25 protein-coding genes are annotated in these 26,908 nt (G+C 64.4%); 19 read left to right on the forward strand and 6 right to left on the reverse strand.

The genetic code is table 11. The annotated features are described in order from the left end of the window. Positions 1 to 56: 56 nt before the first annotated feature. From ACO06J_RS16535 to ACO06J_RS16560, 6 genes are read left to right on the forward strand one after another with little or no spacing between them, the layout of a single operon-like run. Positions 57 to 1,637 carry an ABC transporter substrate-binding protein gene (locus ACO06J_RS16535; RefSeq protein WP_421761814.1) on the forward strand — a complete coding sequence of 527 codons (1,581 nt, stop codon included), beginning with the start codon at positions 57 to 59 and terminating at the stop codon, positions 1,635 to 1,637. A gap of 60 nt (positions 1,638 to 1,697) precedes the next feature. Next, complete coding sequence (locus ACO06J_RS16540) at positions 1,698 to 2,477, forward strand: N-acyl homoserine lactonase family protein (protein WP_421761815.1); 780 nt, start codon at positions 1,698 to 1,700, stop codon at positions 2,475 to 2,477. Then, positions 2,470 to 4,239: an oligopeptide/dipeptide ABC transporter ATP-binding protein gene (locus tag ACO06J_RS16545; protein WP_421761816.1), complete on the forward strand. Its 1,770-nt coding sequence runs from the start codon at positions 2,470 to 2,472 to the stop codon at positions 4,237 to 4,239. The genes ACO06J_RS16540 and ACO06J_RS16545 overlap by 8 nt, the downstream gene beginning before the upstream one ends. Beyond that, complete coding sequence (locus tag ACO06J_RS16550) at positions 4,236 to 5,096, forward strand: ABC transporter permease (protein ID WP_421761817.1); 861 nt, start codon at positions 4,236 to 4,238, stop codon at positions 5,094 to 5,096. Before ACO06J_RS16545 ends, ACO06J_RS16550 begins: the two co-directional genes overlap by 4 nt. Before the next feature lies 1 nt (position 5,097). After that, positions 5,098 to 6,087, forward strand: a complete 990-nt coding sequence (locus ACO06J_RS16555; RefSeq protein ID WP_421761818.1) for an ABC transporter permease — start codon at positions 5,098 to 5,100, stop codon at positions 6,085 to 6,087. 13 nt (positions 6,088 to 6,100) lie between these two features. Beyond that, positions 6,101 to 6,817 (forward strand): maleate cis-trans isomerase family protein, encoded by a 717-nt coding sequence (locus tag ACO06J_RS16560; protein WP_421761819.1) that lies wholly within the window; start codon positions 6,101 to 6,103, stop codon positions 6,815 to 6,817. A gap of 6 nt (positions 6,818 to 6,823) precedes the next feature. On the opposite strand, the gene ACO06J_RS16565 is transcribed toward ACO06J_RS16560, so the two are convergent. Continuing rightward, the gene (locus ACO06J_RS16565; RefSeq protein ID WP_421761820.1) at positions 6,824 to 7,855 is read right to left on the reverse strand and encodes a LacI family DNA-binding transcriptional regulator; all 1,032 of its coding nucleotides are present in this window, start codon (positions 7,853 to 7,855) and stop codon (positions 6,824 to 6,826) included. A 130-nt stretch (positions 7,856 to 7,985) separates the two neighbouring features. Here ACO06J_RS16565 and ACO06J_RS16570 point away from each other — a divergent pair, with 130 nt between their 5' ends. The 6 genes from ACO06J_RS16570 to ACO06J_RS16595 all read left to right on the forward strand — a co-directional run bounded on the left by ACO06J_RS16570 (position 7,986) and on the right by ACO06J_RS16595 (position 14,668). Further along, complete coding sequence (locus ACO06J_RS16570; RefSeq protein WP_421761821.1) at positions 7,986 to 8,945, forward strand: hypothetical protein; 960 nt, start codon at positions 7,986 to 7,988, stop codon at positions 8,943 to 8,945. Beyond that, entirely contained in the window at positions 8,942 to 10,102 is a 1,161-nt protein-coding gene (locus ACO06J_RS16575) for a serine hydrolase domain-containing protein (protein WP_421761822.1), read from the forward strand. The genes ACO06J_RS16570 and ACO06J_RS16575 overlap by 4 nt, the downstream gene beginning before the upstream one ends. 122 nt (positions 10,103 to 10,224) lie before the next feature. Beyond that, positions 10,225 to 11,526 (forward strand): ABC transporter substrate-binding protein, encoded by a 1,302-nt coding sequence (locus ACO06J_RS16580; protein ID WP_421761823.1) that lies wholly within the window; start codon positions 10,225 to 10,227, stop codon positions 11,524 to 11,526. Positions 11,527 to 11,612: 86 nt separating this feature from the next. After that, positions 11,613 to 12,479, forward strand: coding sequence for a carbohydrate ABC transporter permease (locus tag ACO06J_RS16585; RefSeq protein ID WP_421761824.1), 867 nt, complete (start codon positions 11,613 to 11,615; stop codon positions 12,477 to 12,479). Continuing rightward, positions 12,476 to 13,303, forward strand: a complete 828-nt coding sequence (locus tag ACO06J_RS16590) for a carbohydrate ABC transporter permease (protein ID WP_421761825.1) — start codon at positions 12,476 to 12,478, stop codon at positions 13,301 to 13,303. The genes ACO06J_RS16585 and ACO06J_RS16590 overlap by 4 nt, the downstream gene beginning before the upstream one ends. Positions 13,304 to 13,453: 150 nt before the next feature. Further along, complete coding sequence (locus ACO06J_RS16595) at positions 13,454 to 14,668, forward strand: MFS transporter (protein WP_421761826.1); 1,215 nt, start codon at positions 13,454 to 13,456, stop codon at positions 14,666 to 14,668. Here ACO06J_RS16595 and ACO06J_RS16600 read toward each other — a convergent pair. Further along, complete coding sequence (locus ACO06J_RS16600; protein WP_421761827.1) at positions 14,656 to 16,182, reverse strand: AfsR/SARP family transcriptional regulator; 1,527 nt, start codon at positions 16,180 to 16,182, stop codon at positions 14,656 to 14,658. The genes ACO06J_RS16595 and ACO06J_RS16600 overlap by 13 nt on opposite strands. Between ACO06J_RS16600 and ACO06J_RS16605 the strand changes: the two genes are divergently transcribed. The 7 genes from ACO06J_RS16605 to ACO06J_RS16635 all read left to right on the forward strand — a co-directional run bounded on the left by ACO06J_RS16605 (position 16,175) and on the right by ACO06J_RS16635 (position 21,526). Then, the gene (locus tag ACO06J_RS16605) at positions 16,175 to 16,414 is read left to right on the forward strand and encodes a hypothetical protein (RefSeq protein ID WP_421761828.1); all 240 of its coding nucleotides are present in this window, start codon (positions 16,175 to 16,177) and stop codon (positions 16,412 to 16,414) included. The genes ACO06J_RS16600 and ACO06J_RS16605 overlap by 8 nt on opposite strands. A 119-nt stretch (positions 16,415 to 16,533) precedes the next feature. Further along, positions 16,534 to 17,070: a DUF1269 domain-containing protein gene (locus ACO06J_RS16610; RefSeq protein ID WP_421761829.1), complete on the forward strand. Its 537-nt coding sequence runs from the start codon at positions 16,534 to 16,536 to the stop codon at positions 17,068 to 17,070. Positions 17,071 to 17,129: 59 nt separating this feature from the next. Beyond that, positions 17,130 to 17,807 (forward strand): response regulator, encoded by a 678-nt coding sequence (locus ACO06J_RS16615; protein WP_421761830.1) that lies wholly within the window; start codon positions 17,130 to 17,132, stop codon positions 17,805 to 17,807. Further along, a complete protein-coding gene (locus tag ACO06J_RS16620) occupies positions 17,794 to 19,164 on the forward strand; it encodes a sensor histidine kinase (RefSeq protein WP_421761831.1) in 1,371 nt (456 codons plus the stop codon). The genes ACO06J_RS16615 and ACO06J_RS16620 overlap by 14 nt, the downstream gene beginning before the upstream one ends. Positions 19,165 to 19,315: 151 nt before the next feature. After that, complete coding sequence (locus ACO06J_RS16625; RefSeq protein ID WP_421761832.1) at positions 19,316 to 19,576, forward strand: DUF1344 domain-containing protein; 261 nt, start codon at positions 19,316 to 19,318, stop codon at positions 19,574 to 19,576. 232 nt (positions 19,577 to 19,808) lie between these two features. Next, positions 19,809 to 20,216, forward strand: a complete 408-nt coding sequence (locus tag ACO06J_RS16630; RefSeq protein WP_421761833.1) for a hypothetical protein — start codon at positions 19,809 to 19,811, stop codon at positions 20,214 to 20,216. 128 nt (positions 20,217 to 20,344) lie between these two features. Then, on the forward strand, positions 20,345 to 21,526 hold the full coding sequence (locus ACO06J_RS16635) for a mandelate racemase/muconate lactonizing enzyme family protein (protein WP_421761834.1): 1,182 nt from the start codon (positions 20,345 to 20,347) through the stop codon (positions 21,524 to 21,526). 207 nt (positions 21,527 to 21,733) lie between these two features. Here the strand turns inward: ACO06J_RS16635 and ACO06J_RS16640 are convergent, their stop codons facing one another. The 4 genes from ACO06J_RS16640 to malE form a co-directional block, all read right to left on the reverse strand. Then, complete coding sequence (locus ACO06J_RS16640) at positions 21,734 to 22,783, reverse strand: aldo/keto reductase (protein WP_421761835.1); 1,050 nt, start codon at positions 22,781 to 22,783, stop codon at positions 21,734 to 21,736. Positions 22,784 to 22,896: 113 nt separating this feature from the next. Continuing rightward, positions 22,897 to 23,787, reverse strand: coding sequence for a maltose ABC transporter permease MalG (malG, locus tag ACO06J_RS16645; protein ID WP_421761836.1), 891 nt, complete (start codon positions 23,785 to 23,787; stop codon positions 22,897 to 22,899). 1 nt (position 23,788) lies between these two features. Beyond that, entirely contained in the window at positions 23,789 to 25,345 is a 1,557-nt protein-coding gene (gene malF / locus ACO06J_RS16650) for a maltose ABC transporter permease MalF (RefSeq protein ID WP_421761837.1), read from the reverse strand. A gap of 291 nt (positions 25,346 to 25,636) precedes the next feature. Beyond that, positions 25,637 to 26,818, reverse strand: coding sequence for a maltose/maltodextrin ABC transporter substrate-binding protein MalE (gene malE, locus ACO06J_RS16655; RefSeq protein ID WP_421761838.1), 1,182 nt, complete (start codon positions 26,816 to 26,818; stop codon positions 25,637 to 25,639). Positions 26,819 to 26,908 lie beyond the last annotated feature (90 nt).

Genomic DNA, 26,908 nt, shown 5'->3' on the forward strand with positions numbered 1-26,908 from the left:
GGCTGCGGTGTGGTCTTCAACCAATCCCTTTCTTGAACAGATGAAAGGGAAGCGACATGCAAAAATATGCCTCACCCGCGATAACGCGGACATCGGCACTCCACCGGCTTGGTCTTGCTACCAAAGGGTTCGGCGCCATCAGTCTCGTAGCCGCCATGCTGCTGACAGCGGCCCCGGTCGCGGCGCAGGAAACGCTGCGGGTTCCATATTTCTCCGATATCGGCTCGTTCGATCCCGACAATGCCTTCGAGGTCGGGGCCCTCAGCGCCATCAACAATGTCTATGAAGGCCTTGTCGAATATGCGCCCGGTACCACCAAGGTGGTCGGGCTGCTCGCCAAGAGCTGGGAAGTGTCACCTGACGGGCTGACTTACACCTTCCATCTCGTCACCGGCGCCACCTTCCACGACGGCACGGCGTTCAATGCCGATGCGGTGATCAATTCGTTCAAGCGCCGCCGTGATAACGATCTCATCCTCAGCTACTTCCTCGCCAACGTCACCGACATGCAGGCGCCAGACGAAGCGACCCTGGTGCTGACCATGGGCCACCCGCAGCCGTCGTTCCTTGATGCACTGTCGAGCCCTTGGGGGCCCAAGGTCATCAGTCCCGCGGCTTTGGCCGAACATGCCGGCGACGATGTCGGCAAGACCTGGCTCAACGAGCATGCGGTGGGCACCGGTCCGTTCAAGCTCGCCGAGTTCAAGCGCGGCGAAGAATATACGCTCGAGCGGAACGATGCCTATTGGGGCGAAAAGCCGTTCTTCAGCGAAATCCAGATTCCCGTGATCCCCGATGTCGGCCAGCAGATCCTGCAGCTGCAGGCCAACGAGATCGATGCCGTGCCCAATAACTATCCGTGGGCGCAGCTGACCAGCCTGCCCGCGGGCGTCAAAGCAACGGCGATCCCCAGCATGGCGCTGGTCGAAGCCTTCGTGAAGCCCGGCTCGCCGCTCGATAACCCTGAGATCCGCGAGGCGGTGCTCACCGCCATCAACCCCGCGCTTTGGGTCAAGGATGCGTTCGGCGACTACGCCACGCCAGCGAAGTCGCTCTACCAGGTGACCATGCTCGACCCCAAGACGCCGGTGGTGTTCCCCACCGACATGGACGCCGCGAAGGCAGCCATCACCGCGGCTGGTCCGGTCAAGCTGGTGCTTGGCTATGCCACCGAGGAAACGACCAATGTCGGCCGTGCCGTCGACCTGATGGTGGCCCAGCTGGCGCAGATTGGCGTCGATGCCACGGTGAACGTTTTGCCGCAGGGCGGCGCCTACGCGGTGAAGGGTGATCCGGCCGCGCCGGACCTGCTGATCTCGCGCTCCAGCCCCGATGCCGCGCACCCGGAAAACCAGGCGACGGTATTTTACACCAAGGGCGCACCGATCAACTTCTTCGGCGTCGAACTGCCGGAAGCCGATGCGATCGTCGCCGAGGCGGGCCTCCTGACCGATATCGAAAAGCGCAACGCGCTCTACGAAAAGGCCGGGCAGATGTATTTCGATGCCGGGCTCTTCATCCCGCTGGTCGATGTGCAGGATGTGGTGGTTGCCGCCGATGGCCTCGTTGACCTCGGCCTCCGCCCCGTGTTCCCGCCGGGCAACATCGATTTCGCCACTGTCCACTGGGCCAAATAAGGCTCTGGCCGCGCCGGCTGGTCCGGCGCGGCTCCCCCTTCACGTGACGAGGCAATATCCATGACCAGCGTCAAGCGACTGTTCGTGCTGCTATGCGGCTTCGAGATTATCCCCAAGACCGTCTCCACCCACAATATCGGGGCGCGCTTCATCATATCGGTGCCGATTTCGGCCTATCTGCTCGATACCGATGCGGGTTGGGTGCTGTTCGACACCGGGCTCGACGAGGCGAACCTCCGCGACCCCGAGCGGCTCAATGCTCTCTATATCTCGACCGGCTGGGACCCGCCGCCGGTGGTGAAACCGCACCACGAGATGGAGCGCCAGCTCAACGAGATCGGCATCGGCTTTGATGACATCTCGACCGTCATCCTCTCGCACCTTCACGCCGATCACACCGGCCACATCAAGCACATGAAGAACGCGCGCTTCATCGTTTCGCAGCGCGAGCTCGATTTCGTCCGCTCCGGCAAGGCGCCGTCCTATTTCTTCGGCTCCGACTATGATCTTCCCGGCCTCGAATGGCAGGTGGTCGAGGGCGATGTCGAGCTGATGGATGGTTTGACGATCATCGCCACGCCAGGTCATTCGCCGGGCCATCAGTCGCTGGTGGTGACGCTGCCGAACACCGGCCAGGTGGTGCTGGCGGCCGATGTCGGCGACCTGATGATCAATTTCACTGACGAGATCCTCCCCGGTGGGCTCACCGACGAGGCAGAGGCGCTGGCCTCGATCCGCCGCATCAACCGCGAAGTGGCCGAACGCGGCGCGATGCTGATGCTCACCCACGACCCCGAACTTATCCAGCAGATCAAGCTCGCCCCCGACTATTATGACTGAACCCGTCCTCATCATCGACAACCTCAGCGTGGTGCTCAGCCGTGACGGCCGGGCCAACCGCGTCCTCGATGGCGTGAGCTTTTCCGCGGCGCCGGGCGAAATCATTGCGCTGGTCGGGGAAAGCGGCTCGGGCAAATCGACGATCGGATTGGCGCTGCAGGGCCTCTTGCCGCGCGAAAGCCAGCCGCAGGTCAGCGGGTCGATCCGGCTGGCCGGCGTCGAAATCGTCGACGCCAGGGACAGCCAGTTGCGCGCCGCCCGCCGTCACCTCGTCCGCGCCATCTCGCAGGACCCGATGGGTGCCCTCAACCCGACCATGACGGTGCGCCGCCAGATGGCCGAATCCACCGGCAGCGATGACAAGATCCTCGATTGGCTGGCCCGTACCGGCTTGCCCGATCCGCAACGCATCGCTGAGTCCTTCCCGCACCGGCTCTCCGGCGGGCAGCGCCAGCGCGTGCTGATCGCCATGTCGATGATGGCGGGACCCAAGCTGTTGATCGCCGATGAGCCGACCACGGCGCTCGATGTCACCATTCAGGCGCAGATCCTCGACTTGCTGCGCGACCTGGCGCGGGAACAGCAGACCGCGATCCTCTTTGTCACGCACGATCTCAGCGTCGCGGCGGCGCTCGCCGACCGGGTGCTGGTGCTTTATGCGGGGCGGGTCGCCGAAATCGGCAATGTGCGCGACGTGATTCGCGCGCCGGCCCATCCCTATTCAGCCGGGCTGCTCGCTGCCCGTTTCGACTTCTCCTCAGACCGGCTGCGGCCGCTTCCCACCCTGCCGGTTGAGCGCACGCGTCCCGTCAGTATCGAAACCGCCTGCGCCTACGCCCACCGCTGCCCGCTTGCCGCCGATGACTGCCGATCGCAACGGCCACAACTGATGGCTGTGGGCACTCGGCCAGGAGAAGTCGCCTGCTTTCACGCAGCAGAAACCCAGACGCTGGTGCGTGAGAGCGTGGCGACGGCGCCTTGGCCCGGCCACGACATCCAGAAAAGCGGGGTGGCGCTCGAATTGTTCAAGGTCTCGAAGAGCTTCGCTACCGGTCCCCGTACCCTCTGGGGCGGCCGCCAGCCGCGTCCGGTGCTGAAATCGGTCGATCTCAGCATCCGGCAGGGCGAGTGCGTGGCGCTGGTGGGGGAGAGTGGCTCGGGCAAGTCTACCATCCTCCGGATCGCGGCGGGGCTGCTCAAGCCCGATAGCGGCGACGTCTCGCGGGTCGACAGGATCGCGCCGCAGGTGGTGTTCCAGGATGCCGTCTCGGCGCTTACGCCATGGCTCACCATCGGCGAACAGATCGGCGAGCGGCTGCGGCCATCAGGGCTCAGTGCCGCCGCGCGGCGCGAAATGGTTGCCGAAGCACTCGATCTCGTGGGTCTCGATCCGGCGCTGATGCACGCGCTCCCCGCCGAGCTCTCGGGCGGCCAGTGCCAACGCGCCGTGGTGGCCCGCGCCGTGGTGGTGCCGCCAAAACTCCTCCTCTGCGACGAGCCGATCAGCGCCATGGATGTGTCGCTGGCGGCGACCACCCTCAATCTCCTGGGCGATCTCCGGCGCCGCCTCGGCATGGCCATGCTGTTCGTCACGCACGATCTGGCCGCGGCCCGCATCATCGCTGATCGTATCGCAGTGCTGCAGCACGGCGAACTGGTCGAGGATGGCGATCCCGACACGCTGATCGCCGCACCCAGGGCCGCCTATACCCGCTCGCTGATCGCCGCCATGCCCCACCTCCAGACAGAACTCAGCTCATGAGCATGCCTACTTCTTCTGCCGCACCATTGGGTCCCCGCATCAACTGGCGCGAACTGTTCCGCCGGGTCGGCTGGCTCGAAACGGTGGGCATAGTTGGCGTGCTGCTGATCACGCTCCTTGCCTTCGCCGCGCCGTGGATCACCCCGTTCGATCCGCAACTTCGCGTCGCCGAAGCCTTCCTGCCACCGACCAGCGCGCACTGGTTCGGCACCGATGAGATCGGCCGCGACCTGTTCTCGCGCGTCGTCCTCGGGGTGCAATACACTTGGTTGCCGGGGCTGGCGGTGATCGTCTTCAGCCTCATCGTCGGGGCGGTAATCGGCACCATCGCTGGCGCGGCTGGCGGGGTCGTCGATCTGGTCATCCAGCGCATCATCGAACTGTTCCTCGTTCTCCCCTCGACGCTGATCGCCCTGGCAGTCGTCGCCGCGCTGGGGCCGGGGCTGCTCAATACCATGATCGCCATCGCGATCTTCTGGTGGCCCTGGTACGCGCGCATCTGCCGCGACGAGATCCGGCGGCTCAAGAGCCGGCCGCATGTCGAGGCGGCGCGGGTCGCTGGCGTGCGCGGCCCGCGGCTCTTGCTGCGGTACCTGTTGCCCGGTGCGGTCCCCTCGCTCCTCGTCGCTGCGACGCTCGACGTCGCCAACATCATCATGACGATGTCGCTGATGTCGTTTCTCGGCCTCGGCCAGCCCGCCCCGGCGCCGGAACTCGGCGCCATGACCTCGCGCGCGCTCGACAGCCTCACCGTCTACTGGTGGCTGCCGATCCTCCCCGCCGTGCTGATCTTTCTGATGTGCATCCTCGCCAACCTCGCCGGCGACGGCATCCGCGCCGCACTCAGGGGCGCCTGATATGCTGCTCTATCTCGTCAAGCGCATCGCCAGCCTGTTTATCGTCCTTCTGGCGATGAGTTTCATCGTCTTCTGCCTCCAAAGCATCATCCCGGCCGATCCGGCGCGCGCGCTTGCAGGTCCCACCGCGCCGGTCGAAACGCTCGAAAAGGTGCGCCAGCAGCTCGGGCTCAACGATCCGATGCCGGTGCAGTACGGCCGGTTCCTCTACCGGCTCACCCAGGGCGATCTCGGCACCTCGGTCCGAACCCGCCAGCCGGTGAGCGATGATGTCCGCAAATACCTGCCGGCTTCCGCTGAGCTCGGCGCCTTCGCCATGCTCCTCGGGGTCGGTCTGGCGGCGGTGCTGGCGGTGCTGCAGAACAGCTTGCGCCGCTCAGGGGCCATCCGGCTTACCCTGCTCGCAGCCGGGTCAACGCCGATCTTTCTCTCGGCGCTGCTGCTCGTCTACTTCTTCTGGTTCAAGCTCGGCTGGCTGCCGGGGGCGGGGCGTCTCAGCATCCGGCGCTTTGTCGGTCCAACCGGCTTCAACTTCATCGATGGGTTCCTCGTCGGCCGCCCCGAGATTGCGCTGGATGCGCTGGCGCACCTGATCCTGCCTGGTATCGCGCTGGCCCTGCCCATCGCGGTGGCGGTTGGGCGCAGCCTCAATGGTTCGCTTCACGATGTGATGAAGCAGACCTATATCCGTACCGGGCGCGGCAAGGGGCTGAGCGAAACCGCCGTTGTGCTCCGCCACGGCCTCCGTAACGCCGCCTCGGCACCGCTATCGATGATCGGCCTCCAGGTCGGGTTGCTGTTTGGCAATCTGCTCATCGTCGAGCGCGTGTTCTCCTGGCCCGGGCTTGGGCTCTACATGGTGCAGGCCTTCGCCAGTTCCGACCTTTCGGCGGTGCTCGGCGTCTCGATGGTGTTCGGGGCCTTCTATATTCTCGTCAACATGGTCGTCGAAGTCAGCCAGTCGCTGGCCGACCCGCGCATTGGTCTGTGAGAGGACAACTGAAGTGACCCGCATCCGCATCGGCATGATCACCCCGTCCTCCAACACCTCGCTCGAACCGATGACGGCGCTGCTCCTGGCAGGCGCGCCGGAGATCACCGCGCACTATGCGCGCATCCGGGTCACCGAAATCACCATCGGCGCCAAGGGCCTCGCGCAGTTCGACGCCGCGCCGATGCTGGAAGCCGCGTCGCTTCTCGCCGACATGCGGCCCCAGGCCATTGTCTGGAATGGTACGTCCGGCGGCTGGCGCGGCCTCGAGGCGGACCGGCAACTCTGCGCCGCACTCGAAGAGCGCACCGGCATCGCCACCACGACTATGACGCTGGCCTTGGTCGATCTCCTGCGCAAAAAGCAGATGCAGCGCATCGCCTTCGTCACGCCCTATACCGGCGATGTGCAGGCCCGTATCCTCGACACCTTCACACGCGAGGGCTTTGTCTGCTCCACCTCGCCCTGCCTCGGTATTTCGGAGAACTTCGCCTTCGCCACCGTGCCCTCAGCCGCCATGAACCGCATGGTCGCCAATGCGGCTGCAGACCGGCCCGATGTGATCCTGCCGTTCTGCACCAACCTTGCCGCAACGCCCTATGCCGCAGCTTGGGAAGCCCAGTTCGGCATTCCGGTCTACGATTCCATCGCCATGGCGGCCCGCGCCGGTATCGAACTCAGCGGCGGCAGCCCCGCTGCCATCACCGGCTTCGGTTCGGTGTTCGAGTAATCAACGCTACCGCGTTGGCGCCTGCTCCGGCAGCGAGCCGCGGCGCATGATCGGCATTTCGATCAGGGTTTCGCCCGGTGATCTCGCAGGGTCGAGCAGCAGGCGCATCGCCTCCCGTCCCATCGCTTCGTGCGGCAGTCCGACCGTGGTGAGCCCGGGGCGCAGGTAGGACGCGACTTCGTCGTTGTCGAAGGAGACGAGGGCGATGTTGTTGGGAATGCTCAGCCCGGTTTGCCCAATGGCCTGATAGGCGCCAAAGGCCAACCGGTCGTTGAGGCAGAGAATGGCGGTGGGCGATGTGTCGCGCAGCATCGACTTGGTCAGGTCGTAACCGTGGTCGGGCTCCCAGTTCCAGCAACTCAGTTGCTTTTCAAACCGCAGTCCGCGCTCCGCCATCTCGTGATTGATGCCGGCGATGCGGCGCGAAATGAACTCGGATCGGAACAGTCCGCGCTCGTCATCAGGGTTATGACCCAGCAGCACGATCCGCTCCGATACGCCGGCCTCGGCCAAAAGCCGCACCACGGTCTGCCCGCCGGCGAATTCATCGGGCGCCACTGAAATCGGAAAGCGTGCACTGCTGCCGTTGAGCATCACGACCGGCGCCGCGATCGGCACGTCGGGCACGAACACTTCACGCGCCCGCATCGCGGCAAAAATGATGCCGTCAACCTGCCGGTCGAGCGCGGCGCGTACCGCCTCGATCTCGCGCTCAGGGGCACCGCCGGTTTCCAGCACCAGCATCACATGCCCGGCCTCCTCGGCGGCTGCCAGCGCACCGCGGATCAGGCCGTTGGCGTAACGGGTGGTCGCCACATAATCCGAAATGAAGGCAATCGAGCGCGAGCGGTCGGTGCGCAGCGCGCGGGCGGCGGCATTCGGCCGGTACCCGAGGCTGGCGGCGGCAGCGTGCACCTTGGCATGCGCTTCGGCCGATAGCCTCGTGTCGGGACGCCCCGTCAGGATCATCGAGGCTGCCGTCGGCGACAATCCCGCAAGCCTTGCCACATCTGCGAGCGTTACACGCTTTTTGGCCACCACCTGGCGGTATTCCCCTTGGCGGCGCGGGCCGCATCACCTCAATTGCGAACTGGATAGTCGCGCCGCGTTCGCTTGACAACCAGTGCATAGCATTGCATCTGCTAAAACCATTTAGCAAGGGTAGAGCATGGCCTTCCAACTGGACGCGTACTGGGTGTGGGATTTCTGGCTCGCCGATGATGGCGAGCGGTACCACATGTTCTTCCTCCACGCCCCCAAGGCGCTGGGCGATCCCAATCTCCGGCATCGCAACGCGCGCATCGGGCACGCGACCTCAACGGACCTCCGCAACTGGACCAGCCACGGCCAGATCTTCGAGCCCGGCCCCAAGGGTGCCTTCGACGATACCGCCAATTGGACCGGCTGCACGATCCGCGACGACAACGGCCTCTGGTGGCTGTTCTACACCGGCTCGCGTTTCCTTAGCCCCGATAGCTTTGCCAACATCGAGACCGTCGGGGTCGCCACTTCGCCCGATCTGTTCACCTGGACCAAGCAGCCGGGTCCGGTTTCGGTCGCTGACCCTGCGCTCTACGAAGTACTGGGCAGCTCCAGCTGGCCGGAAGAGGCCTGGCGCGATCCATGGGTGTTCCGCGTTCCCGGTGACAGCAACTGGCACATGCTGATCACGGCGCGCGACCGCGCTGGCGATGAGTTTGACCGCGGTGTCATCGGGCACGCCATTTCGACCGATCTCGTCAGCTGGCAGGCGCAGCCGCCGCTCAGCGTCCCCGGCGCCGGTTTTGCCCATCTCGAAGTGCTGCAGCTGCTCGAAGTCGGCGGGCAAATGCACCTGGTGTTCTGCTGCAACCAAAGCCGGCTCGCCGGTGGCAAGGCTGAGCAGCTGGGCGGCATCTGGACCTTCCCGGTCGGCGCCTTTCCCGGCCCGGTCGATCCGTCGGCGGCGCGGCTCATCGTCGACGAACATCTTTACGCCGGCCGCGTCGCGTTCGATCGCAGCGGCAAGCCGCAGCTTCTCGCTTTCGTTAACGTCGCGGCCGATGGCACCTTTGGCGGTGGCATTTCCGATCCCCTGCCGCTCATCCTCGATGCGGATGGCTACCTCAGCGTGGAGCAGAGCTCATGACAATCGCGATCTCGGGGCATGTGGCCCCCGGTCTTGAACGGGTGGCCGAAGCGTTCCGGGCCGGCTTCGATGACCGCCCGAGCATGGGCGCAGCGCTCCACGTCCGGCGCGATGGTGAAACCGTGCTCGATCTCTGGGCCGGCATCGCCGATGAGCGGACCGGTCAGGCCTGGACCGCCACCACCCCGTCGGTGATCTTTTCGTGTACCAAGGGGCTGATGTCGATCCTCGCGGCGCAGCTCGTCGAAGCGGGCCGCCTCGACTACGACGCGCCGGTGAGCAGCTATTGGCCAGAATTTGCTGCGGCCTCCAAGGGTAGCGTCACTGTCCGGCACCTTTTGGCGCACAAAGCGGGGCTCTCCGCCCCGCGCCAGGATCTGAGTCTTGAGGATATGCTGGACTGGACCAAGGTCACCAGTCTCCTCGCCGCGCAGGAGCCGCTCTGGCCTTTGGGTCAGGGCTATGCCTACCACGCCATCACCCATGGCTGGCTGATCGGCGAGGTGATCCGGCGGATCACCGGTAAGCCGGTGGGGCAAGTGTTCGCCGAAGCTATCGCTAGTCCCCTAGGTGTCGATGCCTGGGTCGGGCTGCCCGCCAGCGAGATGAACCGACCGGCGCATCTCCAGGTCGCCCCGGGCCTCGCTCAACTCTGGGTCGATGAAGCGGCAAAGCCCGCGCCAAACTGGCCCTATCGCGCCATGACGCTGGGTGGAGCGCTGCCACCCTCACTGGTCACCGCCGATGGCGGCTTCAACGATCCTCAGGTGCAGGCTGCAGAAATCCCCGGCGCCGGTGGCATCGCCACGGCCGCGGCGCTCGCGACCATCTGGTCGGCCACCGTGGTGCCCACCAAGGGCGTGCGCCTCATTGGCGATGCGATCATGGCGCGCGCCACCCAGACAGAAACCGAAGGGGCGCCGGTGTTTGAAGCGCAGCCGCCATTTCCGCGCTGGGGCATGGGGCTCCAGCTCGATTCCGAAGCGCGCCGCTTTATCGGCGAGGGCAGCTTTGGCCATGACGGCGCCGGTGGACAGGTCGGTTTTGCCGATCCGCGCCATCGCATCGGCTTCGGCTATGTGACCAACTGGATGGAGGGTGCAGGGGATCTGCGCGCTACCGCCATTCTCGATGCGCTTCGACAAATCGTGACCTAGCCGCACCGATCGCATCCCTCAGGGGCGGCCAAAGGCATATTGACAGCCTCCCCCCACCATGCGCTAAATCCATTTAGCAGACCGGAAATATCCACTGCATACCCTATCTGGAGGAGGTAGTTGTGAGATCACATTCTCGCCATGCGCTTCGCGTGACCGTCATTTTGTCCACCGCCCTGGCCTTTGGCCCGGCAATGGCTGCGCCCACCTGCGGCGCTGACCCGGTGGTGCTGAACTCATATTTCGAAACGGGCTTTCCGCTGCCGACGAACCTCTCGGCGGAATTCACCAAGCAGTTCCCCAATGTCACGTTCGACATCAAGGAAGACCAGTTCGCCAACCTCATGGAGAACAGCCCGCGGGTGCTCTCCGAGGATAACGCACCGGACCTGATCCGCCTGCCCTCGATGAGCGACCTCGTCGCCAACGACCTGCTGAAGAACCTCGATGGCTACTACACCGATTTCGGCTGGGACAAGTTCCCCTCGGCCCAACTGGTGCAGTTGCGCGTCGAAGCCGGCGGCCGCCCGCGCGGCACCGGTTCGCTCTATGCGATGGGCCTCAACTATTCGCTGACCGGCGTGTTCTACAACAAGGATCTCGCCGCCAAGCTCGGGATGACCGAGCCGCCCAAGACGCTTGCCGAGTTTGATGCACTGCTCGCCAAGGCCAAGGAAACCGGCCTGCAGCCGATCATGCAGTGGAACAAGTCGACCGGTGGTCTGGCCTTCCCGCTGCAGAACCTGATGGGTTCGTTCGGGGCTCCCGAGCCGATCAATGACTGGATCTTCCAGAAGGACGGCGCCACCATCAACACGCCGGACAATCTGAAGGCGGCCGAACATCTCGAAAGCTGGGTCAAGGCGGGCTATTTCCCGGCCGATGCCAACTCGATCGAGTACTTCCAGATGATGAGCCGCTTTATCGGCGGTGAAGGCGTGTTCCTGTTCAATGGCGACTGGGAGTCGGGCAATCTCGACAAGCAGGCTGCGGGCAAATACGGCTTCTTCCTGATGCCGTCTGCCACCGAAGGCGGCCGTCATGCGGCGATGTCGGCGCCGCTCACCTACGGTATCGGCGCCAAGGCCAAGAATGCCGATTGTGCGGCGTTCTTCCTCAACTGGGTTGCGACCGACGAGGAAGCCCGCAAGATCAACGTCGCCGTCGGCGGCTCCAACCCGGGCGGTCCGCCCGATCTCGCCATCCCTGCGGTCACGCCGGGTTCGGTGACCGAGGCGACGCTCTCTGCCGGTCAGGTTCTGGCCAAGGAAAACGGCGCGATGGACTTTATCGCCAACGCCACCGGTGCGATCTTTGCTGCCGGTTGGACGCCTGAGCTGCAGAAGATGGTCGGTGGTCAGCAGACCGCGAAGGGCCTTCTCGACGCGGTGCAGGCCGAGTACGAGAAAGAACTTTCGCGTTGACGCCATCGTCGTCCAGCACAGTCTCTGACGGGGCGGCTTCGGCCGCCCCGCTTCGTTCCCCCAAGAGTGGCAGGGGAATATTGGGCATGCGCCGAACGACCGTCGGCGCGCTGGTGTTCATCGCCCCGGCCTTCTTGATGTACGCCGCCTTTGTCCTCGTGCCGCTGGCGATGTCGCTTTTCTACTCGCTGCAGCGCTGGGATGGCATCGGCAAGATGCGGTTCGTCGGACTCAATAACTACCTGATCGTCCTCACCGATTCCGACCTGCTCCAGGTCATCGGCAACGCCTTCCAGCTGGTGCTCTATTTCACCGTCATTCCGGTGGTGCTCGGACTTGCCGTCGCGGCGGTGATCCGCGAGCATTTGAGCGGCCCGTTCGGTACCGCCACCCGCATCGTCCTCTTTCTCCCGCAGGTGATCCCGCTGGTCGCAGCCGGCATTGCTTGGAGCTGGATGTTTGCCTCGACCGGCCTCGTCAACCAGGTGCTGCGTGGCATCGGGCTCGGCGATCTGGCGCGCGGCTGGCTCGGCGACTTCACCTTCGCGCTCCCCGCTGTCGGGCTGATCGGCGCCTGGGTGCTGCTCGGGCTCTGCACCATGCTGCTGGTCACCGGCATCACCAAGATCGAGCCCTCGCTTTATGAAGCGGCGCGGCTCGATGGCGCCAATCCGGTGCAGGAATTCCTTTACATCACGCTGCCCGGCCTCCGGCAGGAGCTCGGCGTCTGTGTCACCGTCACGGTGATCGCGGCGCTTGCGAGTTTTGATATCGTCTACATCGCCACTGGCGGCGGCCCCGGCCTCCAGACCACGGTGCCCGGCCTCGAAATCTACCGGCTGGCCTTTGCGCACCGGCAGGTCGGCCTCGCCTCGGCGCTCGCCATCTTCCTCATGGTGCTGGTGCTGGTCTGCGTCCTTCCCATCCAGTGGCTGACCCGGGTGCGGCGATGAACACCACCCTCACCGCCAACGCGCTGGTGGCGCGCATTCTGATCATCGTCCTGATGATCCTGACGCTCCTGCCCTTCCTCAGCATGTTCACCGCCGCGCTGGCCCCTTCCGGTACCTATCCGCAGGGGCTCGAATGGCCGGCCGATCCGCAATGGGTGAATTTCGCCAAGGCCTTTGAAGTCGCCAAGATGGATCAGCTGCTCTGGTCCAGCGCGCTGATCATCCTCGGCGTCGTGCCGGCCAGCGTGCTGTTTGCCACCATGGCCGGCTATGGCCTCGCCAAGTTCGACAAGGGTCGCGGCAGCTGGCTCTACCTGGTCTTCGTCCTCGGCCTGACCCTGCCTTTCGAGGCAGTGATCACGCCGCTCTACTACGAGATTAAGGCGCTGGGCCTCCTCAACACCCGCTTTGCGATCATCCTGCCGCTGATCGGGCTCTATATGCCCTTCGCCGTCTACTGGATGCGCACGCACTTCATCGGCGTGCCCAAGGAACTCGCGGAGGCCTCGCAGATCGACGGCGCCAGTGACTGGAAGCAGTTCTGGCTGGTGCAAGTGCCGATCGCGAAGCCCGCGATCATGTCGCTGACGATCCTCCTCTTTCTCTGGACGTGGAACCAGTTCCTGCTGCCGGTCGTGTTGATCCAGGATCCGCTGCAGCGCACCATGGCGGGCGCACTCGGCGCATTCCAGGGGCAATGGGGCACCGATGTGCCTCTGCTTTGCGCCGGCGCGCTGCTGATCCTCACCCCGACCATCGCGATCTTTTTGATCTTCCAGCGCCAGTTCGTGGCGGCGTTGCTGCAGGGTGCTGTGAAGGGCTGAATTAGCCCCGCCCCGCTTCTCCCGATTGACATTTCACTTAAGCATATGCCTAAGTGACGTATCGGGCCTGACCTTTTTCTGGCGCCTGATGTCGAATTCGGCACCGGCCGAACGACTCTTCATCGGGCGATGACAGAAGGGATCGGTCAGATGGGTAATCGGTATGGTTGGGTCGTGGTTGCCGCCGGGGCGGTGATCACCTGCGTCGCGATGGGGGCGCTGTTTGCGCTGCCGGTTTATCTGCAGCCCATGGCCACCGATACCGGCTGGACCCGAGCAGGCATCTCTACCGCCATGACCATCGGCTTTGTGGTTATGGGCGTCGCGGGCTTCGGCTGGGGCACGCTCAGCGACCGGATCGGCGCGCGCCCCGTGGTGCTGATGGCGACCGTGCTGCTCGGCGTCGGCCTCGTCATTGCCAGCCAGGCCCACGAGCTGTGGCTGTTCCAGCTCTCCTATGGCGGTCTTGTCGGCGCCTCGGGCGGCGCATTCTTTGCGCCGATCATTTCGGCAACGCTCAGCTGGTTCGACAAGAACCGTGGTCTCGCGGTGTCGCTGGTCTCGATCGGCGGCGGCGTCGCGCCGATGGTGATCACGCCTTTTGCAGCGCTCCTGATCCAGACCTATGGCTGGCGCAGCGCCATGCTGTGGATCGCGCTCGGCGCCATGATCCTCCTGGTCCCGGCGAGCCTCCTGATCCGCCGCGCGCCACTACTCGCCGAGCCCACCACAGCTCCTGCGATGGGAGCGGCCCGCGCACCCTCCCTCGCGATCTCGGCGCTCAAGACTCCGCAGTTCATCGTTCTCGCCACAACCTTCTTTCTCTGTTGCGCTGCCCATTCCGGGCCGATCTTTCACACCGTCAGCTACGCCATGATCTGTGGTGCCTCGGCGATGGGCGCGGCGACCATCTACAGCGTCGAGGGCGTCGCGGGCCTCTTCGGCCGGGTGCTGTTCGGCACGCTGGCCGACCGGCTCGGCGTCAGGCGGGTGATCGTGGTCGGCCTCGCGCTGCAGGCCGTCGGCATCTACGCCTATATTTACGTGTCCGAACTCAACCATTTCTACCTCCTCGCGGTGGTGCTCGGCATGGTCTATGGCGGCGTCATGCCGCTCTATTCGGTGCTGGCGCGCGAGTATTTCAGCGCTGGCGTCATGGGCACGGTGCTGGGCGCCATGACCATGACCTCGAGTATCGGCATGGCCTTCGGCCCGCTCGGCGGCGGCTGGCTCTACGATACCTTCGGTACCTATCACTGGCTCTACATCGCCTCTGCAGCCGTGGGCCTCGCCGCCGCTGCCATGGCGCTGGTCTTCCCACCCGCACGTAAGGACGAGCTGCCGCCTGCGCTTCAAACGGCCTGACTTAGGCCCGCCGTGGCGATGCGATCGCGGCAGCGGGCCTCATCGGCGGGGCGGCCGAGCGCGGCATAGCTGCTCGCCGCCTCTTCGAAGGCTGAGAGGGCGCGGCTCTCAGCGCCCTCGGCGCGCCGTTGCACGCCACGGGCTTCCCACACGGCGGCGGCCCAGGGTCCGCCCTGCCACATGCCGGCGATCCGTTCAGCTTCGTCGAGCCGGCGGCCAACCTGCGACAGCTCGTGCATTTCGGCCAACACCGTCGCCGACGCGACGCGGAATGCCATCGAGCACGGCTGGCAGCCATGGCTCTGGTCCGCCAGCAACCGGTCCCCCTCGGCAATCGCCTGCAGCGCCTTCGGTTTGGTCGGCGCGGCGCGCACCAGCAGCCCCTGCAGGCGGATCACCAGATGCGGCGCGATCCACGATTGCGCGGCAATCCCCAGCGCTCGCTGGATCAGGCGCCCGGCCTGCCACTTCTGGCCGCGCGACAACGCCAGTTCAGCCAGCCGTTCCAGCGCCAGCGCCCTGCCCGAAGGGGCATCTGCCTCGGCCAGCAGTGCCTCGGCCGCCGTCAGCAGCCGCTCGGCCTCGCTCATCTGCCCCGAAAACAGCGCCGCTTCGCCCAGGATCAAAGAGGCAAGGCCCCGGCCCGGCAGCGAGCCTGCACCCTCGGCCACTGCCAGCAGTTCCAGCGCCGCGCTGCCGATCTCCTGGTGACCCTTGGCGCTGCACATGCAGAATTCGGCGAGGCAGAGGTGGCCATCGAAGATCTGCGAAACCTTGTCCGGGCGCTTGCGGGCCCAATCGATGAACTCGGTTCGGAACACTTCCTTCCACCGACCCTGCATATGGGCGCAGAGCGCAAACAGCGCACTCGCTTCGCCCACCTCGCGCACAAGCCCTGCGGCCATGGCGAGCTGGCGCGTCTCTTCAGCCACAGCACGCGCCTTGTCGAATTCGCCGCTGTTGAGATGCAGCAGCCCCCAGGCCAGAGCGGCCCGGATGCGGTCGGTCTGCCCGCTGGCATCGATTGGCGAGTTCGCCAGCGCCTGCTCATAGAGCGCAACTGCTTTGGCCGAGGGGCCGATGCCGAGCTCGACATTGAGGTTCTGGCGCAAGGCGTTGAACAGCCGGATTGCTTCGGCGCGGTTTCCGGCAGTCAGCGCCGCTTCCATCAGCTCGAGATAGGCGGGCTCATCGCTGGGCTCCGCCGCAATCAGCCGGTCCCAGAGCGCCCCGGCACGCAGCAGCGACAGGTGCAGTTGCACCAGTTCAGATCGGGGTGCCTCGAGCCAGTCGACATAGAGGTCATCGGGCAGCAGCTCACCCGTATAGAGATCGGCGGCCGCAGCACAAGTGGCGGCAGAGGGCGCTTTCAGCGCGGCCCTGGCGGCCGTCTCGAAGTATTGCGCATCGATGCGCACCTCAATGCCATCACCAAGCGCGACGCTATCGCCAACCGTGGCGATCAGCTCGGCCTGCCCCAGCGCCTTGCGGGCAAAATACACCGCTTTGCGCAAGCTGGTTCCAGCCGCCTCCGGGTCGGCATCGGGCCACGAGGAGCAAACCGCCAGAAATCCTGGCTTCGGCTCTTGCTATATCGAGTTCGGCGCCGAACGCATCGCGCGGGTCGATGTCGATTTCTTCTCGGGCCCCAAGCCCACCGGCACGTTCTACGGCGTTTCTGAAGCGCTGCGTGTCGACAAGCAGCACTTCGGCTTCAGCCGCCGGCTGCGCTGGTTCGGCCTCTGAGCTCACGCCGCGGCATGCAGTTTAACTTTTCGTAAACTTGGGCAAAGCCGCATGCAAAACGGGTGGGCCAAATCTAGCCTGCCCGTTGCGCGTCAGCACTCTTTTAGAGGTGCCGCCTCATGTCCGAGTTGATAGTTGGTGGCTATGCCGATGCCCGTCTTGCCGATGAAGCGCGCACCGATCTATTCGGGGTGGAGCGGGCCTTTCTGCCGCAGATCGGCGAAGCGGTGATCGCCACGGTCGACCGGAACGGCGCCATCCAGCTCAACCAGATGCTCAACCTCTGGACCGCGGCGCCCTCGGGCACCGGTTTCCGGGCGTTTTTGTCGAGCCTCCTCTTCCTGTTGCCGCTTGTTGGCGTGCTCGAAAAGACGACATCATCCCGCCTCGTTTCCTCGCTTGAAGAGTTCGGCATCGATGGCAGCATTGCCTTCGAGTTGACCAGGTTTCTGGAACCGGGCCGGGCTGCGGTGTTCCTGCTGTCACCTGATGAGCCAGCGGATTTCGTGGCACGCCAATTGGGCAGTCGGGGCGCCACGGTGCTAAGGGTGCCGGTGAGTGCTGTCGCGGAGACTCGGCTGCGCTCGTCGCTTGCCATCACCCACGAGCTGGCGCGACGGCACCGGGCCGAGGTCAACGGGACAGTTCTGGGGTAGGGGCGCATAACGGGTCATCCCGATGAGCCGGAGCCTGGCGCGGTGAGGAGACGATTTCGATGAAGATCCTGGTGGCTGAGGATGACCTCAAGTCGGCGGAGTTCCTGCGCAAGGGGCTGTCACAGGAAGGGCACAGCGTCGAGTGCGTCACCGACGGGCGCGATGCGCTGTCCTACTGCCTCTACAACCCCTGTGACCTGCTGGTGCTCGACCGGATGATGCCGGGGATGGATGGGCTCACCGTCCTCAAATCGCTGCGCGCTGCAGGCCGCAAGATGCCGGTGATCTTTCTCACCTCGATGGGAGATGTCGATGACCGGGTCGAAGGTTTGCTCGCCGGTGGTGACGACTATCTCGTCAAACCCTTCCACTTCTCTGAGCTTCTGGCGCGGCTCACTGTTCTCGGCCGCCGCCCGCAGGTGGTGCCGCAATCGACCAAGCTCGCTGTGCACGATCTTGAGCTCGATCTTCTCACCCGCACCGCCACCCGCGCCGGCAGCAATATCGAGCTCCAAGCCAAGGAGTTCGCGCTGCTCGAAATCCTGATGCGTAATACGGGGCGCATCGTCACCAAGACCATGCTCCTCGAACAGGTCTGGGATTTCAATTTCGATCCCCGCACCACCGTCGTCGAAACCCATATGAGCCGGCTGCGCTCCAAGATCGACAAGCCGTTCGAGGTGCCGCTGATCCATACGACGCGCAGCGCGGGTTACTCCCTGCATGCACCGCGCTAGGGCCCTCGTCGGCACCGCCTTCCGCACTACCGCGCTGATGATGCTGGTGGTGATCCCGGTGCTTTTGCTGGGTGGGCTGTTCGTCCTCCTCTCCACTCGCACGGCGCTGGTCAGCCAGCAGCGCGACTGGATTATCGAGGACGCAGAACTGTTGCGCGACGCGTTCAGCGCCGGCGGCGAGCAAGGGCTCGAAACCTTCATCCGCGGCGCCACGGACACGCGCTCGGACGCCACCTATATCTTCGGCATGTTCACCGCCGGCGGCACCCATGTCAGCGGCAACCTCACCGTTGCGCCGAAATTCCGCGGTTGGGGCCAACTGGTTTCAACGGACGCGGCGCCTCTCAAACGCGCCGAGTATAATGGCTACGCCGAAGTGGTCGGCCAGCACCTGATCGTCGTCGGGCGCTCGTCCGATATCGTCGATGGCACCACCAACCAGATCCTCTTGTCGCTGATCCTCTCCGGACTGGGCATCCTGCTCTGCAGTCTGACCCTGGGCTATTTCCTCAGCTACCGGTCCGCTTCGAAGCTCTATGCAACCTATCAGACGCTGGACAAGGTCTCGCGCGGCGAAACGAGCCTGAGGCTACCGGTGAGCCACAAGGACGACCAGCTCGATTTCGTCGCTCGCCAGGTCAATATCCATCTCGACCGGCTGTCGGAGCTGATGGAAACGACGCGTAACACCGCGGTCGCCATCGCCCATGACCTGAAGACCCCGCTCAACAAGGTGTCGATGGCACTGCAGGACGCCGCGAGCAGCACCGACCCGGACCTTCGCACCGACCTCATCGCCGTGGCCGAAGACGAGCTCGCCAATCTCAAGGGCGTGCTCGATACCATCCTCCGCATTTCGCGTATCGAGGCGTCGGACGACAGTTCGACCTTTGTCGATTTCGACGCCGGGGTGCTGGTAGCTGATCTGGCGCAGACCTTTGAGCCTGTGGCCGAGGCGGCGGGGCAGACCCTCGCAGTGGCGCTTCCCGATAGCGCTCCCGCCATCATCCACGGCGACCGTCGCATGGTGCAGCAGCTCCTCGTCAACCTCATCGAAAATGCCACCCGCTATGCCGGGGATGGCGCCGCCATCTCAGTCCGGGTCAGCGTCGACGCAGGGGCCACCGCGCTGGTCGTTGCCGATACGGGCCCCGGCATCGTTCCTGAACTTCGCCACCGGGTGCTCGAGCCGTTCTTCCGCGTCGGGCCGGAACGCAGCACGCCGGGTACCGGGCTCGGGCTGGCGCTGGTCAAGGCCATCGTCGAGCGGCATCGGGCCAGTATTACGCTTGACGACAATGCACCCGGCCTGAGGGTCACGGTCAGCTTTCCGGCAACCCCGTCCGACCGCGCCTGACCGGCCGGGCGCTCCCTTGCAAAACTGTATAGTTGCGGCCAAGGGCCCGACAAGCGCACCCCGCAATCTCCTCCTCGTTGGCGCCGACGCGCCGCTCACTGAACCGCACAACGCACTCAGTGAAAGCCAAAGTTCAACAGAGGATCTCATCATGCGTAATCTGCTCATCCCGTTCGTGCTCGTTGCTTCCATCGGCGCTTCCTCGATGGCGTTTGCTGCTGCCACCGTTACCGACGGCGCGATCGCCTCGATGGACGCCAAGGCCTGCACCGTGACGCTGGCTGACAAGAGCGTCTACCAGTTCCCGGCCAAGTGCGATTTCTCGAAGCTGAAGGCCGGCGAAAAGGTCGCGATCACCTGGGCCGCCAATGGCAAGGTCAATGACGCAACGCTGATCGTCGCTGCGAAATAAGCCGACCAGATACACGCACACTCTCCCGGTGCGCAGGGCGGAAGCTGAGCTTCCGCCCTTTCTTTTTGCCCGCTCCCGCACCGGCCCGCGACGTTAACGCGATGTATAGTTCGGGCGAGGATCAGGACAATTGGCGGGGCTAGACCGTTTCCTGTCGCTGCAAGAGCAGTGAACCCCGATCCAGACTGGCGCCAGCGGATCGACGTAAGTGGCGCTTTGAAGGAGTTTTAAAATGAACACATTCTCGAAACTGGCCATCATCGCTTCGGTCATGGCTCTCGGCTCGGTCGGCGCCAGCTATGCGTCGCAGACCTGGACGGATCTCGCGCCCGGCAATGGCGTCGCCATGAGCGACTTCAAGACCGACCTCTCGGTCTACAACAAGCAGGATATCGCCGACCTCATCTCGGCCAAGACTGTTTCGGTGCTGAAGTATGACGAGGCCTGGGTGAACCAGAAGGGCACGGGCGAGGCGACCAACCTCATCACCGAGGACGCCCAGTCGATCAACCAGCTGCGCGAGGGGCTCAAGGCCGACCCCGCCGCGGTCAAGCTCCTCGCTGAACACAAGATCAAGGTCGACCAGGTCGTCTCGATCCTCCCCGACGGCAAGGGCGGCGTGCAGCTCTACATCTCCTGATCCCATCCGCCAACCAGCCTGACGAAGACCCGCAGATCACCGATCTGCGGGTCTCGCTTTTTTGCCAAGCCGGGAGAGGACACACCGGCCCTCATGCGCTATGGCTCGTCTCAAACGGAGGAGACCTCATGCCCACGCCCAGCCACCTGTCCCCAGCCGATCGGGGGCAAACCCTGATCACCGCCATCCGTGCCATGCGGCTCGACAGCGGCTTTTGCCTCATCCGCATCGATACCGACGCGGGCATTTCCGGCTATGGCGAGTGCGGAAGCCTCGATGGCGATTATGTGCGGGCGGCGATCGACCTCCACGCGCTGGGCGGCGGGCGTCTGAAGCATCTCAAGCTCATCGGCAAGGACCCGCTCGATATCGCGGTGCACCACCACAACCTGTTCTACGCCTATCCGCAGCGCCCCGCTGAAGTGCAGGTGCTTTCCGGCATCGACATGGCGCTGTGGGATCTGGCGGGCAAGCTCCTCAACCAGCCGGTGCACAAGCTCTTGGGCGGCAAGTTCCGCGACGACATCGCGCTCTATTCGCACTGCCCGCATTTCGACTCGACCGATCCTGGCGCCTGGGCCGAGCACGCGGCGATCCTCAAGGCCGACCCGCACGGGTTCACGGCCTTCAAGGTCGATATCCACTGCGCCCTTGATCTCCACATGCAGGAATATGTGCCGAGCCTCTCCCCCGGCGACGTGCGCAAGGTCCGCCGGTCCTATGAGCTCGCCCGCGAGCATCTGGGCGAAGAGATCGACATCATCGTCCACTGCCATTGCGAGCTCGATATCCCGAGCGCCATCGCAGTGGCCGAAGCGGTCGAGCCGATCAAGCCGCTCTACTACGAGGATCCGGTGCAGCCGGGTTTTTCGGAGAACTGGCTGGCGCTCCGCCGCACCACGCGCCTCCCGATCATGACCGGCGAAAACATCGAGCTGCCGGAGGGGGCGCTGCCGTTCCTCCAGTCCCAGGCGGTCGATTGCCTCCAGCCCGATATCGTCATGTCTGGCGGCATCACCGGCACCAAGAAAATCGCCGACCTCGCCGCGCTCTACCGCACCCCGATCACGCTCCACAACGTCTCGGGACTCCTTCTCAACGCCGCGAGCCAGCAGCTCGCGGCCTCGATCTTCAACTGTCCGCGCATCGAATGCACCCGCACCGCCACCTCTCTCGCCTGGGCCGAAACCAACCCGCTTGAGATCAAAAACGGCCGGATGAAAATCTCCGACCGCGCCGGCCTCGGCGTCGATCTCGACCCCGATTACCTCGTCAGCCACCGCTTCAAGGGCGAGCCGATCTGGAACTGAAAATAGCACCCTCAACGTCTTCCTTCCCCCCCTTGAGGGGGAAGGTGGCGCGAAGCGCCGGATGAGGGGTCCGCAACACTTAGTGTTGCGCGATCGGAGCAAAGCGACGAGCGGTCCTTGCGGAGGATAGAACCCCTCATCCGCCCTTCGGGCACCTTCTCCCTCAAGGGGAGAAGGAAGTGGGGGCCTTCCCTTCGACTCGCCGCCCTAGAGCGGCACCTTCTGCGTGTGCCCCGGCTCAAACTCCGCCTTGCCGAAGGTCCCCGGCAAATTGGTCGCCATCCACTCATACGGATAGCCGAGCTTCAGCGGCATGGCGTCGGTGAGCTGCTGGCGGATGTCCTGAGGCAGGTCGAAGTCGCCGGAAACGAGGTTCTCCGCCACCTGGTCCTCGCGCCGCGCGCCAATGATTGCCGCGGTGACGCGCTGGTCACCCAGCAGCCAGCTGAGCGCCACCTGGCTCGGCGTCTGGCCCAGTTGGTCCGCCACCGCGACCACCATGTCGATCATCCTGAGCGAGTCCTCGAACCAGTAGCGCGGCAGCGTGATCGCTGCCTGGATGCCGATGCGGGTGTTCTCATCCGGCTTGTCCTGGTTGCGATACTTGCCGCTCAGCATGCCGGCCGCCAGCGGGCTCCAGCAGATCATGGCCAGCCCCTGGTCTTCGCAGGCGGGGAGGATCTCGCGCTCGATATCGCGGCGGACCAGATTGTAAAGGTGTTGGGCCGAGACCAGCGGCTCGTAGTTCTTCAGCGCCGCAACGCCATTGGCCTTGGCGATCTGCCAGCCATAAAAGTTCGAGCAGCCGAGATAGCGTATCTTGCCGGCCCGGATCAGGTCGTCGGCGGCCCTGAGGCTCTCCTCGATCGGGGTATAGGGGTCGGGCCCGTGGAACTGGTAGAGGTCGATATAGTCGAGCCCCATGCGCTTGAGGCTGTTCTCGGCCGATTCAACGATGTGCTTGCGGCTCAGCCCGCGCGAGGTCGGCGCCGGGTTGGAGGGGAACCAGCACTTGGTGGCGATCACCAGGTCGTCGCGCTTGTGCTCCTTCAGCGCCACGCCGAGCATTTTTTCGGATTCGCCGCCCGAATAGCCGTCGGCGGTATCGATGAAATTGCCGCCGCCCTCGACAAAGCGCTTCACGATGGCGCTCGATGTCGCCTGGTCGCAGCCCCACTGCGCATTGCCAAATGTCATGGTGCCAAGGCAGAGCCGCGAGACCAGCAGTCCCGAGCGCCCCAGATAACGATATTTCATAACTATCCTCCAAAACGGCGCCGCGCATTCGCGGACGTTGCGCCTTGCGGTGAAGGAAACAGCGAATTGGGCGCGGCGTAAACCCGACTTCCGTTGTGCCAGGCTTTTGGGCGCTAGCCCTTGACCCCGCCATCGCTCAGCCCCGCAACGAGATAGCGTTGCGCAAGAAGGAACACCACGGTGATGGGCAGGCCCGAGAGGATCGCCGCGGCGGCGAAATCGCCCCACAAATAGCGCTGCTCATAAAGATACGAACGCGCGCCTACCGCGAGGGTCATGTTGTCGGTCTCGCGCAGCAGCACCGAGGCCACCGGATATTCGGTGACGAGCCCGATAAAGCTCAGCACGAACACCACCGCGAGGATCGGCACCGACATCGGCAGGAACACCAGCCGGAAGGTCTGCCACGGCGTTGCACCATCGATCTGGGCGGCCTTGTCCATGGCCGGGTCGATCGAGTCGAAATAGCCCTTGATGGTCCAGATGTGGAGCGTGATGCCGCTCAGATACGCAATCATCAGCGACCAGTGGCTGTCGATGCCGAAGATCGGCGTCACATTCCCCAGGGCATCAAAGATCGTATAGAGCGCGATCACGGTCAGCGCGGCCGGGAACATCTGGACGATCAGCAGCGTATCGAGAATCGCATTCCGGCCCCTGAAGCGCAGGCGGGAGAACGCATAGGCCGCCGTCATCGACAGGATCAAAATCCCGGCCGAAGCGATGGTGCCGATCTTGATCGAGTTGAACAGCCACAGCAGCACGGGGAAGGGCGGCTGGGTCACCGTACCATCGGCGGCTGTGAACGGAATGCCGAAGGCCAGCGACCAGTGCTCGAAGCTGATCGGATTGGGGATCAGGCTGCCGGTCGAGAAATTCCCCGGCCTGAGCGAAATCGAGAGGACGATCAGGAACGGGAACAGGATCAGCGCGATAAAGCCGATGAGGAAGGCGTGCGCCGCCAGCTTCTTCCAGAACAGTTCGCGCGGGCGTTCGACGATCATGTCAGCCCCTCCCGCGCGCTTCGGCAGCGCGCCTGAGCGCAAAGAAGTTGGCGTAGGCGAGGAGCCCGACCAGCAGGAAAATCAACGTCGAGATGGCGCCGGCTATGCCGAAATTCTGCCCCGCATCCTGGAACGAGACGCGGAAGGTGAAGGAGCCGAGGATGTCGGTCTGCCCTGCTGGCACGATCGTTCCGGCAATATCGGGGGCGCCGCGCGTCAGCAGCAGGATCAGCACCACATTGTTGAAGTTGAAGGCAAAGCTCGAAATCAGGAGCGGCACAAAAGGCGGCAGGATCTGCGGCAGGGTGATCGAGAAGAAATTCTGCAACACCCCCGAACCCTCGAGCGCCGCCGCTTTGTAGTGGTCCTGCGGGATTGACTGGAGGTACCCCATCGCCAGCAGCATCATATAGGGGTAGCCGAGCCAGACATTGACCATGATCAGCATGGTGCGGGCCAGCGTCGCGTCGGTGAACCATTGCGGCTGGATACCGAACAGCGATTTGAGGATCAGGTTGATCTCGCCAAAGTTCTGGTTGAACAGCCCGCGAAACACCAGGATCGAAATGAAGGCGGGCACGGCATAGGGGAGGATCAGGAGGATCCGGTAGACGGCCTTGCCCTTGAGGTGCGGCCATTGCAGCACCGATGCCAGCAACAGGCCGAGTGCAAAGCCGAAGAACACCGAGAGCAGCGCGAAGGTCACCGTCCACACAAAGATCTGCAGCATGGGCTGGCGGATGCCCTCGCTGAACAGCACGCGCGCGAAATTTTCGAACCCGACATTGACGCGCCAGCCCGGCGGCACGGTCTTGCCGGCAGCATCGCGGAAGAACCCGACGCTTTCGTCGCGGGTGAGGACGCTCCCGTCGGTGCGGCTGACCAAGGAGCCATCCGGCTGCTGCTCATAGACTGGCGTCACCTTGGCAAAGGTGCGCAAGCCCGATGAGGTGATCTCGCTGCCATCGGGTAGCGTGGCCGTAACCCCGGCCAGGGCGGTGCGGAGCTTGATCACGTCCTTCATCGCCAGCGTTGGCGGCGCCGCATCGACCGGCGCGACGCCCACTTTCACCGGCGCGCCATCGAGCGCAAACGGGTCCGACAGCAGCCCGCCCGTGCCCTCCGGCAGGAACAGCCGGTAGCTCGTGCCTTCGGCCACCAGCCCAAACGGGCGCTCAGTGGTCTTGTCGACAGTTTTCTGGCCGAGAAACAGATCGGTGACCCGGTCAAAGGTCAGAAGGTTCCGCGCCCCATAATTGGTGAAGCCCACATAGGTGGTGTAGGCAACAGGCAGGACGATGAAGATCAGCACTGCAGCAATGCCAGGAAACACGAAGCGCGCGGTGTAGAAGCGTTTGGCGCCAAAGATGATGACAATGCCCACCATCAGCGCCATCACCACGGCGGCAAACAGCGGCTCCCCGGCGAGGTAGAGCCCCCAGACCACATACATCAGCCCCAGTCCCAGTACCGCGATGATGCCATAGCGCACCAGATCGCCCAGCTTGAAGTTTGGCCGTGGCGCAACAGCGGGTGCGGGCTCGCTTATGGTGGTCATATGCCCTCTCGTTTCTTCCTTCTCCCCTTGCGGGAGAAGGTGCCCGAAGGGCGGATGAGGGGTTCTCACCGCCCACTCCGCTCACTCGGCAAGGCCCCCTCACCCGCCGCTGCGCGGCGACCTCTCCCCCAAGGAAGAGGTGGTGAGGCGGCCCGATCCTGTCCCAGCCTTACCTCTCCCTTCTGGAGAGAGGTCGGCCCAAAGGGCCGGGTGAGGGGGCCTTTTTCTCCAATCCCAAGGGATTGAGGGTGGGGGTCCATCGACCTCCACCCAGAGCTCGCGGTCTTCTGCTTACGGCGCGAGAATGCGCGTCGCTGCGTCGTCGAGCGCCTTGTCGACCGTCGACGACTTGTCAGTGATCGAGGCGAGGGCCGGGCCCATGGCGGCCCAGAACTTGCCCATGGCGGGGGTCGAGGGCATGGCGACGCCGGCCTGCGCATTGGCGAGAGTGGCTGCCACATTGGCGTCACCGGCCAGCGTTTCGGCAAAGCTCTTGTCAGCGACAGCCCCAAGCGGCACGTCGTCGTTGATCATCTTCAGACCATCGTCGGTGGTGAGGTAGTTCTCGATGAACTCGATCGCCAGGTCCTTGTTGGGGGTCGCCGCGTTGATGTTGGCAGCGAGCACGCCGACAAACGATTTGCTCGGCTGGCCGGCCACCGACGGGATCGGGGCGACACCAAAGTTGATCTTCGAGGTCTTGAGGTTCGACCAGGCCCAGGGCCCGTTGATGACCATGGCTACCTCGCCCTTGTTGATCGCCGCGTCCATCACGCCATAGTCGACGCCCGAGGGCATCACGCCATCGTCGATCATCTTGCGCAGCAGCGCCGCGCCGGTCTTGGCGCCAGCATCGGCCACACCAGTGTCCTTGGGGTCATAGCTGCCTGTCGCGTCGTCCTTCTTGAAGGCATAGCCACCGTTCGCCATCAGCAGCGGGAAGGTGAAATAGGTGTTGTTATAGTCCCAGAGGATCGGCTTGACCCCGGCGGGGAGCTTCAGGCTGGCGATCTCCTCCATGGTCTTGGGCGGCGTCGGCACCAGGTCCTTGTTGTAGATCAGGCCCACGGCTTCCACCGCCAGGGGATAGCCCCACACCTTGCCGTCAAAGGTCACGGCATCCCAGGCGAAGTCGAAAATCCCGTCCTTGACGGCGGCACTCGGCTCGACCGGCTGGATCAGCCCGCCCGCGGCCCATTCGCCAAAGCGGTCATGGGCCCAGATGAAGATATCGGGGCCCGAACCGGTCGCGGCAGCCTGCTGGAACTTGTCGGTCACGGCCTCCGGGTGCTCGACCACGACGTCGACGCCCAGTTCGGCCTTGAACTTGTCGCCGAGCTTCTGCAGCCCGTTAAAGCCCTTGTCGCCGTTGATCCAGATCAGCAGCTTGCCGGCTTCCATGGCGCTCGCCAGCGAGCTCGAGGCGAGCAACGCCGCCATGCCGAGGGCGAAAATCTTCAGTTTGGTCTTCATTGCGTGTCCTCCCAGACAGGTCTTTGACAGACAGATTATTGGTAACGCGCCGCAGCAAAGCGGGCGGCGCCGAGGTCAGTATGGTGTGGT

Source organism: Devosia sp. (assembly GCF_965229025.1).
In the GTDB taxonomy this organism is placed as follows: Bacteria; Pseudomonadota; Alphaproteobacteria; order Rhizobiales; family Devosiaceae; genus Devosia_A.

Coding starts and splice junctions, on each gene's coding strand:
- ACO06J_RS16535 (WP_421761814.1), top strand. CDS start 57: ATGCAAAAATATGCCTCACCCGCGATAACGCGGACATCGGCACTCCAC.
- ACO06J_RS16540 (WP_421761815.1), top strand. CDS start 1,698: ATGACCAGCGTCAAGCGACTGTTCGTGCTGCTATGCGGCTTCGAGATT.
- ACO06J_RS16545 (WP_421761816.1), top strand. CDS start 2,470: ATGACTGAACCCGTCCTCATCATCGACAACCTCAGCGTGGTGCTCAGC.
- ACO06J_RS16550 (WP_421761817.1), top strand. CDS start 4,236: ATGAGCATGCCTACTTCTTCTGCCGCACCATTGGGTCCCCGCATCAAC.
- ACO06J_RS16555 (WP_421761818.1), top strand. CDS start 5,098: ATGCTGCTCTATCTCGTCAAGCGCATCGCCAGCCTGTTTATCGTCCTT.
- ACO06J_RS16570 (WP_421761821.1), top strand. CDS start 7,986: ATGGCCTTCCAACTGGACGCGTACTGGGTGTGGGATTTCTGGCTCGCC.
- ACO06J_RS16575 (WP_421761822.1), top strand. CDS start 8,942: ATGACAATCGCGATCTCGGGGCATGTGGCCCCCGGTCTTGAACGGGTG.
- ACO06J_RS16585 (WP_421761824.1), top strand. CDS start 11,613: ATGCGCCGAACGACCGTCGGCGCGCTGGTGTTCATCGCCCCGGCCTTC.
- ACO06J_RS16590 (WP_421761825.1), top strand. CDS start 12,476: ATGAACACCACCCTCACCGCCAACGCGCTGGTGGCGCGCATTCTGATC.
- ACO06J_RS16595 (WP_421761826.1), top strand. CDS start 13,454: ATGGGTAATCGGTATGGTTGGGTCGTGGTTGCCGCCGGGGCGGTGATC.
- ACO06J_RS16610 (WP_421761829.1), top strand. CDS start 16,534: ATGTCCGAGTTGATAGTTGGTGGCTATGCCGATGCCCGTCTTGCCGAT.
- ACO06J_RS16615 (WP_421761830.1), top strand. CDS start 17,130: ATGAAGATCCTGGTGGCTGAGGATGACCTCAAGTCGGCGGAGTTCCTG.
- ACO06J_RS16620 (WP_421761831.1), top strand. CDS start 17,794: ATGCACCGCGCTAGGGCCCTCGTCGGCACCGCCTTCCGCACTACCGCG.
- ACO06J_RS16625 (WP_421761832.1), top strand. CDS start 19,316: ATGCGTAATCTGCTCATCCCGTTCGTGCTCGTTGCTTCCATCGGCGCT.
- ACO06J_RS16630 (WP_421761833.1), top strand. CDS start 19,809: ATGAACACATTCTCGAAACTGGCCATCATCGCTTCGGTCATGGCTCTC.
- ACO06J_RS16635 (WP_421761834.1), top strand. CDS start 20,345: ATGCCCACGCCCAGCCACCTGTCCCCAGCCGATCGGGGGCAAACCCTG.
- ACO06J_RS16640 (WP_421761835.1), bottom strand. CDS start 22,783: ATGAAATATCGTTATCTGGGGCGCTCGGGACTGCTGGTCTCGCGGCTC.
- malG (WP_421761836.1), bottom strand. CDS start 23,787: ATGATCGTCGAACGCCCGCGCGAACTGTTCTGGAAGAAGCTGGCGGCG.
- malF (WP_421761837.1), bottom strand. CDS start 25,345: ATGACCACCATAAGCGAGCCCGCACCCGCTGTTGCGCCACGGCCAAAC.
- malE (WP_421761838.1), bottom strand. CDS start 26,818: ATGAAGACCAAACTGAAGATTTTCGCCCTCGGCATGGCGGCGTTGCTC.